This is a genomic window from Nocardioides pyridinolyticus (assembly GCF_054653575.1).
The window spans coordinates 35,775-48,972 of sequence record NZ_BAAIFY010000017.1 but is presented as its reverse complement, the minus strand read 5'-3'; the positions used below and the strand labels follow the sequence as shown (position 1 = coordinate 48,972).

The window sequence follows — 13,198 nt, the reverse complement described above, 5'->3', positions numbered from 1 at the left end:
CCGGGGTGGTGGCGCCCCGGCCCGCTGGGTGCCCGGGTTCGGGGGATGATCCGGGCGGTCTGGTGGTTCGTGTGAAGCGCTGGAAGGGCCCGTTCAGTCGTGGGCGAAGGTGATGTTCGGCAGGACCTTGCGCAGCCAGGCCGGGGTGTACCAGGCGGCCCGGCCGGTCAGCCGGAGCAGGATCGGGAGCAGCACGAGCCGGACCAGGAACGTGTCGAGCAGCACCGCGAGGCCGAGGACCACGCCCATCTCCTTGGGCGGGATCGGGCCGGACAGGGCGAAGGTGAAGAAGACCGCGACCATGACCGCGCCGGCGGCGAAGATCACCCTGCCGGAGTGGGCCAGCGAGCCCACCATGGCCTCCTTGGGGTCGCCGCTGCGCTCGTAGTGCTCCTTGGCCGAGGCGAGCAGGAAGACCGTGTAGTCCATGGCGATGGCGAAGATCATGGCGAAGAAGAACACCGGGGCCCACCCATCGAGGAAGCCCTGGGACTCGAAGCCGAGCAGGTCAGCGCCGTAGCCCTCCTGGAAGATCAGCCGCGCGACGCCGAACGCGGCTGCCGTGGACAGCAGGCTGGCGAGCGTGCCGAGCAGCGAGATCAGCGGCGCCTGGAGCGCGATCAGCAGCAGAAGGAACCCGAGCACCAGGACCACGCCGATGACCAACGGCGTCGACTCGTCGAGCTGGGTCTTGAGGTCGATGTTCTCCACGGCCGCGCCGCCGACCAGTGCGGAGCCCGGCAGGTCGGCGCGCAAGCGGTCGACCGTGTCTCCGAGCGCGGGGTCGGAGGGATCGACGGTGGGGACAGCCTGGACGAGCACCAGTCCGCTGTCGTCGGCCGCTGGCACAGGTCCCATGGTTGCGGCGATCCCGGCGTCCTCGCGCAGGACCGTGGCGGCAGCGTCGGCGTCCGTCTCGTCCAGGACGATCTGGAGGGTGCCGGGAGCGCCCTCGCCGAACGACTGTTGGACCTGGTCGTACCCGACGCGGGCAGAGGCGTCTTCGGGGAGCACCTTGATCGACGGCATCGCGGTCTGGAGGCCGACGATCGGGGCTGCGAGCGCCAGCAGGATCACCAGCGCGGCAAGGCCCCAGGCGACCGGGCGCTTCCAGAGCCGCTCACCCCAGGCGGCGAACCTCGGCGAGCGGTGCTCGCCGGAGCGCGACCACGGGAGTGCGAGCTTGTTGATCCGACCGTCGAGCTTGAACAGCACCAGGGGGAGAAGGGTCAGGGTGGCACCCAGGACGAAGACGACCGAGAGCATGATGCCGCCGGCCATCGAGCGGAACGACGGCGAGGGCACGAGCATGACCGCGGACAGCGAGACGAGCACGGTGAGCCCCGAGAGCAGAACGGCCTTGCCGGCGGTGTCCATGGTCTGGGCGATCGCCCACTGTCGGTCCTCTAGACGGTGGGAGTTGCGAGCGGCGCGGGCGGCGCGGTAGCGGGCCACGAGGAACAGCGCGTAGTCGATGCCGAGCGCGAGGGCGAACATCATGGCGAAGTTCATCGCCCAGATCGAGACCGGCACGAGCTCGTTGATGAGCACCAGGGACCCGGCGGAGGCGACGAGGCCGGCCAGGGTGAGGATCAGCGGCAGCCCCGCTGCGACGAGGGCGCCGAAGGCGAGGACCAGGATCGCCAGAGTGACCGGCCACGACATGAGCTCCGACTTCAACATGGCGTCGAGGTTGGCCTCGTTGAAGTCGCTCCACAGCAGCGAGGAGCCGGTCGGGTTGACCTCGACGGTGTCGGTGGACAGGCCTTGGAGGTCGGTCTTGAGGTCGGTGGCCACCCGCACCATGTCGTTGGTGTCGGCACCCGCTCCCGCGAGCACGATCGCCGTGGAGCCGTCCTCGGACAGCGTCGCCCCCGGCGTCGGTGCGACGACCTCGGCGATGCGGGGCTCGTCCTCGAGGATGCGCGTCACCTCGGAGATCACCTCACTGCCCTCACCGTCGGTGACGGGACCGTTGGTGGAGCGCACGACGACTTGGATGGCCGAGGAGGCGTTGCCACCGAAGTGCTCGCGGGCCAGTTCGCGGGCCTCGACCGACTCCGAGCCGTTGGCCTGCCAGCCGGCGCCGGAGAGGTTGTGCTCGACCTGCGGAGCGAACGCGCCGAGGCCGATGATGGCCAGAAGCCAGACGGCGGTGACGAGCTTGGCATGGTCGGTGACCCAGACTCCGAGCCGTCCCAGCAGCCCAGGGGTGGCGGGTATGAGGCTCGGGGTTGCAGTCTTCGGGCCGGGTGCGGAGGTGGTGGTCATGTCGGTTCCGTTTCCGTGTGGTGTGGATGAGGTTCGAGTCGGGGCCGGGCTCAGGCGATCGCCGGCAGAGCCTGGGTGGCGGTGTAGGCCGCGACACCGAGGACCAGGACGGTGAAGGCGGTCTGGAGTCGGGCCGCGTCGACCCGAGCCGCGATTGCCGCGCCGGCGACCGCGGCGAGGGCCGCGGCGGCGGTCAGGACTGCGACGAGACCCCAGTCGGGATGGGTGCCGCCGCCGGCTCGGACCGCGAGGGCGGCCAGGCTCGTGATGGTGATGACCACCAGCGACGTGCCGGCGGCGTACCCCATCGGCAGCGCGAGGGCGATGAGGAGTGCCGGCACGACCAGGAACCCGCCTCCGACGCCCAGGAAGCCGGTCAGCAGGCCGACCCCGGTCGCGGTGACGAGCACCTTGACCGCGCGGGGGCACTGGCAGGCAAACGTCGGGCTGAACGTGATGATGGGGTCGTCCAGGGCGGGGCGGGCGGAGTGCTGGGGCTCGCGGCGCCGGCCGTGGCGAAACTGCCGCCAGGCCAGCAGGCCACCCACCGCGAGCATCAGAGCGGCGAACGCCGCCAGCAGCACCTCGTCGGAGACCCGGGCCGACAGCACCGCCCCGAGCGAGGCCCCGCCAGTCGCAACCAGCCCGAAGGTCAGGCCGCGTCCGAGCAGCACGTTCCCGGCCCGGTGTGCCGTCACCGCCGCGATCACCGAGGTGGCCCCGACCACGACCAGCGAGCCGGTCGTCGCCTCCGCGGCCGACTGGTCGAGCAGGTACACCAGCGCCGGCACAGCCAGGATCGACCCGCCACCCCCGAGCGCGCCCAAGGACAGGCCGATGAGCGCGCCGGCGGCGACGGCGAGGACGAGGCTCATCTCAGGCGTCAGCCCCGGCGTTCGAGCCGACCAGGTGCAGGCCGGCCTTCTCGGCGTTCTCGAAGGAGTCGTCGACCGCGACCGGCGTGCGGCCGGCAGCGGCGATGAACGAGGCGGCGATCGAGGCGCGGTAGCCGCTGGCGCAGTGCACCCACACCTCGCCGGCCGGTACCTCGGATACCCGATGGGGCAGGTCGTGGATGGGGATGTTGACCGCGCCGGCGACAGCCGCGCCGTCGTACTCGTCGGCGCGCCGGACGTCGAGCACGACAACCTGGCGGTGATGGCGCACCTGCGCGAGGTCGGCGAACGTACCCGTGGGGAAGCTGGCCAGCTGGCTGTCGGTCCACTGCTGCGGGTCGCCGGTGGCCTGGGCGGCTGGGCGGTCGATGCCGATGCGCACCAGTTCGCGCTGGGCGGTGGCGACGTCCTCGGGGGTCTCACCGAGCAGCGTCACCGGGGTCCCCCACTCGATCAGCCAGCCCAGGTAGGTGGAGAACGCCCCGTCCAGCCCGAAGTTGAACGTCCCCGGCGCGTGCCCCGCTGCGAAACTCTTCCGGTTGCGCAGGTCGACGACCCACTCGCCGTCCTCGATGCGGCGGCGAAGCTCGGTGGCATCGGCTTCCTGGACCGGCGAGAGGTCGGGCGCGGACGGGCCGACGGCGTTGGCCGGGCTCATGTGGACGTAGTAGGCCGGCCAAGCGCCGAGGCCGTCGAGGAGATCGCGTACGTAGGTCTCCTCGTCCTGGGTGAGCACCGGGTTCGCTCGCTTCTCATCGCCGATGGTGGAGGCGGTGGCGTCGGACTGGGTGGCCGAGCAGAACGAACCGAACCCGTGGGTGGGGTAGACCTCGGCCTCGTCGGGGAGCTCGGTGGCGAGCTTGCGCGCGGAGGCGTGCTGGTGACGCACGAGCGCGCCGGTGTGCTCCTCGCCGAGCAGGTCGGGCCTGCCGGTGGCGCCGTAGAGCAGGGAGCCCCCGGTGAAGACCGCGTAGGGGTGGTCGCCGTCGGTGAGCGCGTAGGAGAGGTGGGTGAAGGTGTGGCCCGGGGTGGCGATGGCGCGGACGCGCATCCGGTCGCCGACCGCGACGACCGCGCCGTCGACGATGGGGGTGCGGTCGAAGGACACCTCGTCCTCACGGTTGACCACGTATGCCGCGCCGGTCGCCTGCGCGAGGGCCAGGCCGCCGGTGACGTAGTCGTTGTGGATGTGCGTCTCGAAGACGTGGGTCAGCCGCACGCCATCGGCCTCGAGGACCTCCAGCACCCGGTCGATGTCGCGCTGCGGGTCGACCACGAGGGCGACGTCGCCGTCGTGCACCACGTAGGTGCGGTCGCCCAGCGAGGGCGTCTCGAGGGTGCGGACGGTCAGCCCCTCGTCCGGGCGCTGCTGCGTCTCGGCGGTCGCGGAGACGGGCTCGGTGGTCTGGCTGGTCGATTCGTCGGTCATCGGGGGCCTCACCGCTCGATCGGGCGCCCGGACCGGAGCCAGGCACTGGTGCCGCCCGCGACGTTGGCGGCTTCGTAGCCGGCCGCGGTCAGGACGTCGGTCATCGCGCTGCTCCGGTTCCCAGAGGCGCACACCACGTACACGGCCCGGTCCCGCTCGAGCTCGCCGAGCCGCGCGGTCAGCTGGCTCATCGGGATGTTGACCGCGCCCGGGACGTGCCCGTCGCGGTACTCCGCGGGCTCGCGGACGTCGACGAGGACGCCTCCCTTCGACAACTCGGTCACGACTTGGTCGACGGTGATCTCACGCATTCGGTGACTCCTGTCATGGTCTGGGCACCTAGGCTCCTAATCCCCCAGGGGGGTTATGGATGGAAGTTAACATATCCCCCCAGGGGGTTGTACAGTTGACGTCGGCAGTACCGCTCCGGTGCAGGCCGCCACCCGAGGAGAAGGAGGCTTCGATGGCCGACTACACGCTGACGAAGACGGTGCGCCGCCCCTACGACGAGACGCTTGCGGCGGTGCGCGCGGAGTTGGGTGACGCGGGCTTCGGCGTGCTCACCGAGATCGACCTCAAGGCCACGCTCAAGGCGAAGTTGGATGTCGACGTGGCTCCGCAGGTCATCTTGGGCGCGTGTCGCCCCCAGCTCGCGCACCAGGCGCTGGAGGTCGAGCCGGCGATCGCGGCTCTTCTGCCCTGCAACGTCGTCGTCCGTGTCGTCGACGACTCCACCACCGTCGTCGAGGCCTTCGACCCCGACGCGATGATGTCCTTCGCCGGCCGCGACCAGGCCGGCGACACTCTCCGCGCCGTCGCATCCGACGCACGGCAGCGACTCACTGCGGCCCTGGCTGCATTGGAGGACAACTGATGGAGCTCGAACCCACCGAGATCAAGGCGATCATCACTCGCATGAAGCGCGCCAACGGTCACCTGGCCAGCGTGATCCGCATGATGGAGGAGGGGTCCGACTGCGAGTCCGTCCTCACCCAGCTCGCGGCGGTCAACAAGGCGCTCTCCCGCGCCGGCTATGCCATCGTCGCCACGGGCCTCCAGCAGTGCCTCGCTGACAGCGAGGACGGGCTCGAGGACGTCGACGTCAAGAAGATGGAGAAGCTCTTCCTCGCCCTCGCCTAGCAAGCCGGGACGGTGGCACCGGCTGAGTCGAAGCTGGTCCCTGTCGTGGTTTAGCTACACCGACGCGTGAGGGGTGCGCGGACCGGCGCAGTCCGCAGTGAGTCCGCAGTACGTTCGCAACTAATCAACGCCGGCTACCGCGTCCAACCACGTTCTCGCAGGTCAGCGGCTCTCTAGTTGCTCGATTGAGCGTGGGGGATGTCCACGGGCCACGTTCGGCTTCAACGTCTGACTGATCCCGGTCGCGCGGCCAGCGCGGCTGTCAGGCTCCAGGGGTCCGCGCGTCGCCCGCGCATGGCCCGCGCATGGCCCGCGCATGGCCCGCGCATGGCCCGCGCATGGCCCGCAGCCGGTCGTCGAGCACGACGAGCTCCTGAGTCGCGGCGTTCCCACCGCGCGCTTCGTCCTGCGATGAACATGAAGATCGCCTGCAGGAATTCGTCCTGTCGGGCGCCGCCGAAGTGGGTCCACGGCAGAGATACCCAATTCGGTACTAGAGGTCCGCCCGCCCCGGTCGGTACAACGGTAGAGGGTCCAAAGAGTGCTGTCGGTGACGGCACTTCGCGCCACGGGGAGGCCGAGTGAGATGGCTCGGTGGTTGATCAACCGCGCAGTTGCTGCGCGACTGGGTGTGCTTGCTGCAGCGGCGGTGCTCACTGTGCTCGGCGTCGTCCAGTCGCGGTCGGCGCAGACCGAGGTGCTGCCGGAGTTCTATCCGCCCTACGTCGAGGTGCAGACCGAGGCGCTCGGCCTGTCGGCCGAGGAGGTGGAGCAGCTCATCACCGCGCCGATGGAGAACCTGATGCTCAACGGCGTCGCCTTCCTCGACGGCATCAGGTCGGAGTCGGTCAACGGCCTCTCGTCGATCACCCTCATCTTCGAGCCGGGCACCGACCTCCTCGACGCACGGCAAGTGGTCCAGGAGCGGCTGACCCAGGTCGGGCAGCTGCCCTACCTGACGGAGCTGCCGACCATCGTCCAGCCGACCTCGTCGCTCAGCCGGGTGCTGGTGGTGGGCTTCAGGTCGACCGAGGTCTCCGCGATCGAGATGTCGGTGCTGGCGAGGTGGATGATCCGCCCCCGTCTGCTCGGAGTTCCCGGGGTGGCGAACGTCGCGATCTTCGGGCAGCGCGAGCGGCAGCTCCAGGTGCAGGTCGACCCGAAGCGGCTCGCGCGCCGGGGCGTAACGCTGCAGGAGGTGGTCAACACCAGTGGCAACGCGCTGTGGGTCTCCCCGCTGACCTACCTGCAGGCGTCCGCTCCGGGGACCGGCGGCTTCGTCGACACGCCCACCTCGCGGCTGGAGGTCCGCCACGTGTCCCCGATCGCGGCCGCGAGCGATCTGCGCAAGGTCGCGCTGGAACGTGCGGACGGCTCCCGCGGCGGGGCCGCACTGACCCTGGGTGACGTCGCGCGCGTCACCGAGGACCATCAACCCTTGATCGGCGACGCGGTGGTGGACGACGGTCCCGGCCTGATCATGGTCATCGAGAAGTTCCCGGGCGCGGACACCACCGAGGTGACCCGCGGGATCGAGGACGCCCTCGACACGCTCTCCCCGGGCCTCGAGGGGATCGCGGTGGACACCGACCTCTTCCGGCCGGCGACCTTCGTCGAGCAGGCGCGGGACAACTATGCCCTCTCGCTCGCGGCGGGTCTTCTGTTGGCCGCCCTCGTGGTCCTCCTGGTTCTCCTCGACCTCAGGAGCCTGGCGGTCGTCGTGGCGTCGACCGTGGTGTCCCTGCTCGTCTCCGTCCTGGCCCTCGACCTCCTCGGCGTGCGGCTCGACGCGCTCTCGCTCGCCGGCTTGGCTCTCGCAGCGGGTGTGGTGCTGATCGATGCGGCAGGCGACACCGTTCACGTCAGCCGCCGGCTGCGAGATCCCGTCGACGCCGGTCAAGCGACGGACTCGGTGGTGCAGGATGCTTCATGGCAGGTGCGGAGCGTCGCGGGCTACGCGACGGCGATCTCGCTGGTCACCCTGCTCCCGCTCCTGGCCGTGGATCCGCTGGCCGAGGCGTTCTTCGGACCGGCGCTGGCGGCGTTCGCCGTCACGGTCGTGACGTCGACGGTCGTCTCGCTGACCTTCACGCCCGCGCTGGCGTCGGTGCTGCTGTCCCGGCGCGCGACCGACAGGGACCGACGGCTGCGTGGTTTCGCGACAGTTGCGGAGCGCGCCGGCGGCCGTCTCGTCGGCTCGGGCCACCGCGCCGTCTGGGTGCTTGCCGTCGGCCTGGTGGTGACCGCCGGCCTGCTCCCGTTCGTGCACGGAACCGAACGCCCCGGCCTGCTGCCGGAGCTGCGGGAGCGGGCGCTCGTGGTCAGCTGGCAGGGAGAGCCGGGCATCTCGCGCGAGGCGATGACGACGATCGCTGCCGAGCTCGGTGCCGACCTCCGCGCGGTGCCGGGAGTGGCGAACGTCGGCGGCCACGTGGGTCGGGCCGTGCTCTCGGATCGCGTGAATGGGATCGGTGCCGGCGAGCTCTGGGTCACCCTCGACCGGGAGGAGTACGACGACACGCTGGCCGAGGTGCGCCGGGTGACGGAGGAGTACGACCGAGCCCCGGTCCAGGTGCGGTCCTACGCCATGGACCGGGTCGAGGCCGGTGGCGGTCTCATGTCGCAGTTCGACCGCGGGCGCATCGCCGTGCGCGACGACGAGGTCGTCGTCCGCATCTACGGTGAGAGATTCCCGGTCCTCTCGAGGCAGGGTGACGCCGTCGCGGAGGCCCTCGCGCAGGTCGACGGGGTCGACGGCGTTCGCGTCGAGACCCCGCCGGTCGAGCCCAACCTGGAGGTGGAGGTCGACCTCGCTGCCGCTGAGCGTCACGGCCTCAAGCCCGGCGACATCCGCCGGGCCGCGACCACCCTGGCCGCCGGCCTGAGGGTCGGCAGCCTCTTCGAGGAGCAGAAGGTCTTCGACGTCATCGTCAACGGCACCCGCGACTACTTCGCGGACCCCGCACTCCTGGGTGAGCTGCTGATCGACACCCCGGACGGCGGCACCGTGCCGCTCGCCGACGTCGCCGAGGTGCGACCCGGCACCTCCTTCTCGGTGATCAACAGGGAGTCGGTGTCGAGGCGCCTGGACCTCGTCGCCACCGTCTCCGGCGACCGAGGCGAGGTCGCCGCCGACATCGAGGACGCCGTCGCCGGGATCGCGTTCCCGCTGGAGTACCACGCCGAGGTGCTCGTCGAGGACGAGGGCGAGCGCAACTCCGTCCTGCTGGCCCTCGCCGGCCTCGTGGCCGTGATCGCCGCGTTGCTCCTGCTGCAGGTCGTGATCCGGAGCTGGGCCCTCGCCCTCGCCGCCCTCGGCGTCGTCGGGCTGTCGTTGGTGGGCGGCGTGATCGTCGCGGTGGTCGCGGACGACGCCACCGTCGGCACGGTGCTCGGGTTCGCGCTGGTCTTCGCGCTGGCTGTGCGCAACGTCCTGGTCCTGGTCTCCCAGCGCCCGGTGGAACGCACCGTCTCGGTGGTCCTCGCCGGTGCGGTGACGGCGGCGGTGCTGCTCCCGATGGCGGTCCTCGGCTCGACGGCCGGGCTGGAGATCGTCAACCCCATGGCGCTCGTCGTCGTCGGCGGCGTCGTGACGGCGACGCTGGTCCCCTTGCTGCTCGTGCCGCCACTGTTCCGCGGCTGGACCCAGCGGCGGCAACCGGAGCTGCTCGGGGACGCGTTCCCCAGCGAGCCGGGCCCGACCCAGGCAGGTGCCCGATGACCGCGTCGAGCACGACGACACCGGCACGCCCGTTCACGCGACGCGTCAACGGCGTCCTGGCGATCGCGGGCGTTGTGACGGTGGCCGTCTGGGCCGCGACCGCCGGACAGGAAGGCGTCACCGAGCCCACGCACGACAGCCCTGCCGTGGTGGAGCCGATCGGCCATGGCGAGAAGGCATGGGTGACCCTCACGCCAGAGGCGGCGCGCCGGATCGGGCTCGAGGCGGCGCGGGTGCGCGTGGGGTCGTCCGGGGTCGAGGTGCCCTACTCGTCGGTGATCTACGCAGCCGACGGCTCGACCTGGGTGTACGCCGCCGACCCGGCCGACCAGCTGCGCTTCCGCCGGGAGGAGGTGCACGTCAAGGCCGTACGCGGTGACCGGGTGATCCTGCGGGACGGGCCGCCTGCGGGCACGATCGTCGCCGGGGCCGGCACCGCAGAGCTCTACGGTTCGGAGTTCGAGGTCGGGCACTGATGATGCGCTGGATCATCCTCACCAGTCTGCGGCTGCGGACCCTCGTGATGCTCGCCGGCGTCCTGCTGATGGTGGGCGGCACCTGGCAGCTGAGCAAGGCCCCGGTCGACGTCTTCCCGGAGTTCGCGCCGCCGAAGGTGGAGGTGCAGACCGCCTGCGTCGGGCTCTCGGCCGCCGAGGTGGAGGAGCTGATCACCGTTCCGCTCGAGCAGTCCCTGGCCGGCATACCCGGCCTCGAGGTGCTCCGCTCGAAGTCGGTGGGCCAGCTCTCCTCGGTGACCCTGCTGTTCGAGCCGGGCACCGACATCATGGAGGCGCGCCAGGTTGTCCAGGAGCGGGTGGCGGCCGTGACTCCGACGCTGCCGGGTTGGGCCGCGCCGCCGCACATGATCCAGCCGCTGTCCTCGACGAGCCGGGTCATGAAGATCGGTGTCTCCTCCGCCACGCTCACGACGATCGAGCTCTCGCACCTGACCCGGTGGAAGATTCGCGACAACCTGTTGCGGGTCCCCGGCGTCGCGAACGTCGCGGTCTGGGGGAACCGGAAGCGACAGCTACAGGTCCAGGTCGACCCCGAGCGGCTGCACCGGCGCGGCGTCACGCTCGAGCAGGTCCGTCAGGCCGCCGGCGACGCCGTCGACGCGAGCCTGCTCGCCTACCGGCCCGGGGCGGCGCTGGGGACCGGCGGATTCGTCGAGTCCGGTGACCGGCGCCTGGGCATCGAGCACGTCACGGCCGTCGGCGGCGTGAAGGAGCTGGGCGCGGTCACCGTCACCAACCGCGCCGGGAAGGTGCTGCGCATCGACCAGATCGCCGACGTCCGGGTCGGGCACCAGCCCCTCATCGGTGACGCGGTCGTCGACGGCGGGCCGGGGCTGCTGTTGATCGTCGAGAAGTTCCCATGGGCCAACACGCTGGAGGTGACGAAGGGCGTGGAGGAGGTGCTCGCGGAGATCGAGCCGGGGCTCGCCGAGGTACGCCTGGACTCCACGATCTTCCGGCCGGCGACCTTCATCGAGACGTCGATCCACAACCTCACCAATGCCCTGCTCCTCGGCATCCTGCTGGTGGTCGTCGTGCTGCTGCTCTTCCTCTACGAGTGGCGTACGGCCCTGATCAGCGTCGTCGCCATCCCGTTGTCGCTTGTCGTCGCCGGGCTGGTGCTCTACTACCGCGGGAGCACCATCAACACGATGGTCCTGGCCGGCCTGGTGATCTCGGTCGGCGTCGTGGTCGATGACGCGATCATCGACATCGAGAACATCTGGCGCCGGCTGCGCCTCGCCCGGGTGGGCGATGACCGCACCCCGGCCGCGCGGATCATCCTCGAGGCCTCGCTCGAGGTGCGTCGCGCGATCGTGTACGCGACGATGATCAACATCGCGGCGATCACGCCGGTCTTCTTCCTCGAGGGTCTCTCGGGGGCGTTCTTCCGCCCGCTCGTCACGTCCTACGCCCTTGCGCTGCTCGCCTCGATGGCGGTCGCGCTCACCGTGACGCCGGCTCTGGGTCTGGTGCTCCTGGGCAAGCACGAGCACCTGCACCGGGAGTCACCGCTGAAGGTCGTGCTGGTGCGCTGGTACGTCCGGTTCCTCGAGCGGACCGTGGCGAACGCCCGGCCGGCGTACTTCGCCGTGGCGGGCCTCACCCTGCTGGCGGTGGCGGCAACGCCGCAGCTCGGACAGTCGCTCCTTCCGGACTTCAAGGAGCGCGACTTCCTGATGCACTGGGTGACCAAGCCAGGCACCTCCCTGACGGAGGAGGTGCGCATCACCGCCGAGTCCGCGAAGGGCCTCTCGGCGATCCCGGGCGTGCGCAACTTCGGCGCGCACATCGGGCAGGCGAGCAACGCCGACGAGGTAGTCGGTCCCGAGTTCGGGGAGAATTGGATCAGCGTCGACCCTTCCGCGGACTATGACCAGACGCTCGAGGCGGTGCAGCTCGAGGTCGACGGCTACCCGGGCCTGTACCGCGACGTGCAGACGTATCTCAAGGAGCGCATCCGCGAGGTCCTCACCGGCACCGACGAGGCCATCGTGGTACGGATCTCCGGGGACGACCTGGACCAGCTGACGGACATCGCAGACCGCCTTGAAGACGCGCTGAGCGACGTGCCGGGGCTGGAGGCACCGCAGGCGGAGCTGCTCGCAGGTGTCCCGCAGATCGAGGTCACGGTCGACCTCGACCGCGCCCAGCAGTACGGCCTGAAGCCGGGCGACGTACGCCGCGCGGCCGCCACCCTCGTTGCCGGGCTGGAGGTGGCCGACGTCTACATGGCGGGCCGCTCCTACGACATCAACGTCTACGGCAAGAAGTCGGTCAGCCGCAGCGTGCCCGCCGTCAAAGCCATGCTGATCGACACCCCGGACGGGGGACAGGTCCGCCTCGACCGGGTCGCCGACGTCGAGGTCCGGTCCACGCCGAACGCGATCCTGCGCGAGGGCGGGACCCGGCGCATCGACGTCAGCGCCGGCGTCACCACCGCGGACGTGGCGGGAGTCGTCGACAAGCTGGAGGAGCGCATCGCCGATGTCGACCTGCCGCGCGGCTACGCGGTCCAGGTGCTCGGCGAGCACGCCGAGCGCCAGGCGGCGCAACAGACGCTGCTGGTCATCGGGGCGGGAGCGCTGGCCGCGATCCTCCTTCTCCTGCAGCTCGCCTTCAGCAGCATGCGACTCGCGCTGCTGTTCTTCCCCACCCTGCTGATGTCACTGGTCGGCGGCGTGCTCGCCGCCCTGGCCACGGGCGGCATCGTCTCCCTGGGCTCGCTCGTGGGGTTCCTGACCGTCTTCGGGATCGCGGCGCGCAACGGCATCATGATGATCAGCCACTTCCAGCACCTCGAATCTGTCGAGGGGGAGCCCTTCGGGCCGCGGCTCGTGGTCCGTGGAGCGGCCGAGCGGCTCTCGCCGATCCTGATGACCGCCGGCGCCACCGCGCTCGCCCTGGTGCCGCTGGTCGTCGCCGGCTCGATCCCGGGCCACGAGATCGAGCACCCCATGGCGATCGTCATCCTGGGCGGCCTCGCGACCTCCACGCTGCTCAACATCTTCGTCGTCCCGTCGCTGTACCTCCGATTCGCGCGGTCGCGGGGTGGACGGCCGGCGGCCGGCACGCGGGTCGCGGCGACCCCGGCGTGATCCATGACCTGCGCCGGAAGGAACGGCGCGCGACCCGGACGATCAGGGCTCCCGAGGCCCGAGCCGATCAGCCCCTGGGCGGACGACGGAGCCGGCCGATCCCCCGAACATCCGGCCGGCTCCGT

Annotated in this window: 9 protein-coding genes; 5 read left to right on the top strand and 4 right to left on the bottom strand. The window is 70.8% G+C overall.

Annotated elements, in window-relative coordinates:
- Positions 1-93 precede the first annotated feature (93 nt).
- Genes ACYQ0U_RS15110 through ACYQ0U_RS15095 form a run of 4 tightly spaced genes read right to left on the bottom strand, consistent with a single transcriptional unit; the run spans position 94 to position 4,907 of the window.
- Positions 94-2,271 (bottom strand): MMPL family transporter, encoded by a 2,178-nt coding sequence (locus tag ACYQ0U_RS15110; protein ID WP_459974321.1) that lies wholly within the window; start codon positions 2,269-2,271, stop codon positions 94-96.
- A gap of 50 nt (positions 2,272-2,321) precedes the next feature.
- Positions 2,322-3,146, bottom strand: a complete 825-nt coding sequence (locus ACYQ0U_RS15105) for a TSUP family transporter (protein WP_459974319.1) — start codon at positions 3,144-3,146, stop codon at positions 2,322-2,324.
- Position 3,147: 1 nt separating this feature from the next.
- The gene (locus tag ACYQ0U_RS15100; RefSeq protein WP_459974317.1) at positions 3,148-4,596 is read right to left on the bottom strand and encodes an MBL fold metallo-hydrolase; all 1,449 of its coding nucleotides are present in this window, start codon (positions 4,594-4,596) and stop codon (positions 3,148-3,150) included.
- Between the two features lie 8 nt (positions 4,597-4,604).
- On the bottom strand, positions 4,605-4,907 hold the full coding sequence (locus ACYQ0U_RS15095) for a rhodanese-like domain-containing protein (protein ID WP_459974315.1): 303 nt from the start codon (positions 4,905-4,907) through the stop codon (positions 4,605-4,607).
- Positions 4,908-5,059: 152 nt separating this feature from the next.
- Between ACYQ0U_RS15095 and ACYQ0U_RS15090 the strand changes: the two genes are divergently transcribed.
- From ACYQ0U_RS15090 to ACYQ0U_RS15070, 5 genes are all read left to right on the top strand, one after another.
- Positions 5,060-5,470 carry a DUF302 domain-containing protein gene (locus ACYQ0U_RS15090; protein ID WP_459974313.1) on the top strand — a complete coding sequence of 137 codons (411 nt, stop codon included), beginning with the start codon at positions 5,060-5,062 and terminating at the stop codon, positions 5,468-5,470.
- On the top strand, positions 5,470-5,736 hold the full coding sequence (locus ACYQ0U_RS15085) for a metal-sensitive transcriptional regulator (protein ID WP_459974311.1): 267 nt from the start codon (positions 5,470-5,472) through the stop codon (positions 5,734-5,736). Before ACYQ0U_RS15090 ends, ACYQ0U_RS15085 begins: the two co-directional genes overlap by 1 nt.
- A gap of 586 nt (positions 5,737-6,322) precedes the next feature.
- The gene (locus tag ACYQ0U_RS15080) at positions 6,323-9,457 is read left to right on the top strand and encodes an efflux RND transporter permease subunit (RefSeq protein ID WP_459974309.1); all 3,135 of its coding nucleotides are present in this window, start codon (positions 6,323-6,325) and stop codon (positions 9,455-9,457) included.
- Positions 9,454-9,933, top strand: a complete 480-nt coding sequence (locus ACYQ0U_RS15075) for a hypothetical protein (RefSeq protein WP_459974307.1) — start codon at positions 9,454-9,456, stop codon at positions 9,931-9,933. Before ACYQ0U_RS15080 ends, ACYQ0U_RS15075 begins: the two co-directional genes overlap by 4 nt.
- Positions 9,933-13,073, top strand: a complete 3,141-nt coding sequence (locus tag ACYQ0U_RS15070; protein ID WP_459974305.1) for an efflux RND transporter permease subunit — start codon at positions 9,933-9,935, stop codon at positions 13,071-13,073. The genes ACYQ0U_RS15075 and ACYQ0U_RS15070 overlap by 1 nt, the downstream gene beginning before the upstream one ends.
- Positions 13,074-13,198 lie beyond the last annotated feature (125 nt).

Coding starts and splice junctions, on each gene's coding strand:
- ACYQ0U_RS15080 (WP_459974309.1), top strand. CDS start 6,323: ATGGCTCGGTGGTTGATCAACCGCGCAGTTGCTGCGCGACTGGGTGTG.
- ACYQ0U_RS15090 (WP_459974313.1), top strand. CDS start 5,060: ATGGCCGACTACACGCTGACGAAGACGGTGCGCCGCCCCTACGACGAG.
- ACYQ0U_RS15105 (WP_459974319.1), bottom strand. CDS start 3,146: ATGAGCCTCGTCCTCGCCGTCGCCGCCGGCGCGCTCATCGGCCTGTCC.
- ACYQ0U_RS15110 (WP_459974321.1), bottom strand. CDS start 2,271: ATGACCACCACCTCCGCACCCGGCCCGAAGACTGCAACCCCGAGCCTC.
- ACYQ0U_RS15070 (WP_459974305.1), top strand. CDS start 9,933: ATGATGCGCTGGATCATCCTCACCAGTCTGCGGCTGCGGACCCTCGTG.
- ACYQ0U_RS15085 (WP_459974311.1), top strand. CDS start 5,470: ATGGAGCTCGAACCCACCGAGATCAAGGCGATCATCACTCGCATGAAG.
- ACYQ0U_RS15075 (WP_459974307.1), top strand. CDS start 9,454: ATGACCGCGTCGAGCACGACGACACCGGCACGCCCGTTCACGCGACGC.
- ACYQ0U_RS15095 (WP_459974315.1), bottom strand. CDS start 4,907: ATGCGTGAGATCACCGTCGACCAAGTCGTGACCGAGTTGTCGAAGGGA.
- ACYQ0U_RS15100 (WP_459974317.1), bottom strand. CDS start 4,596: ATGACCGACGAATCGACCAGCCAGACCACCGAGCCCGTCTCCGCGACC.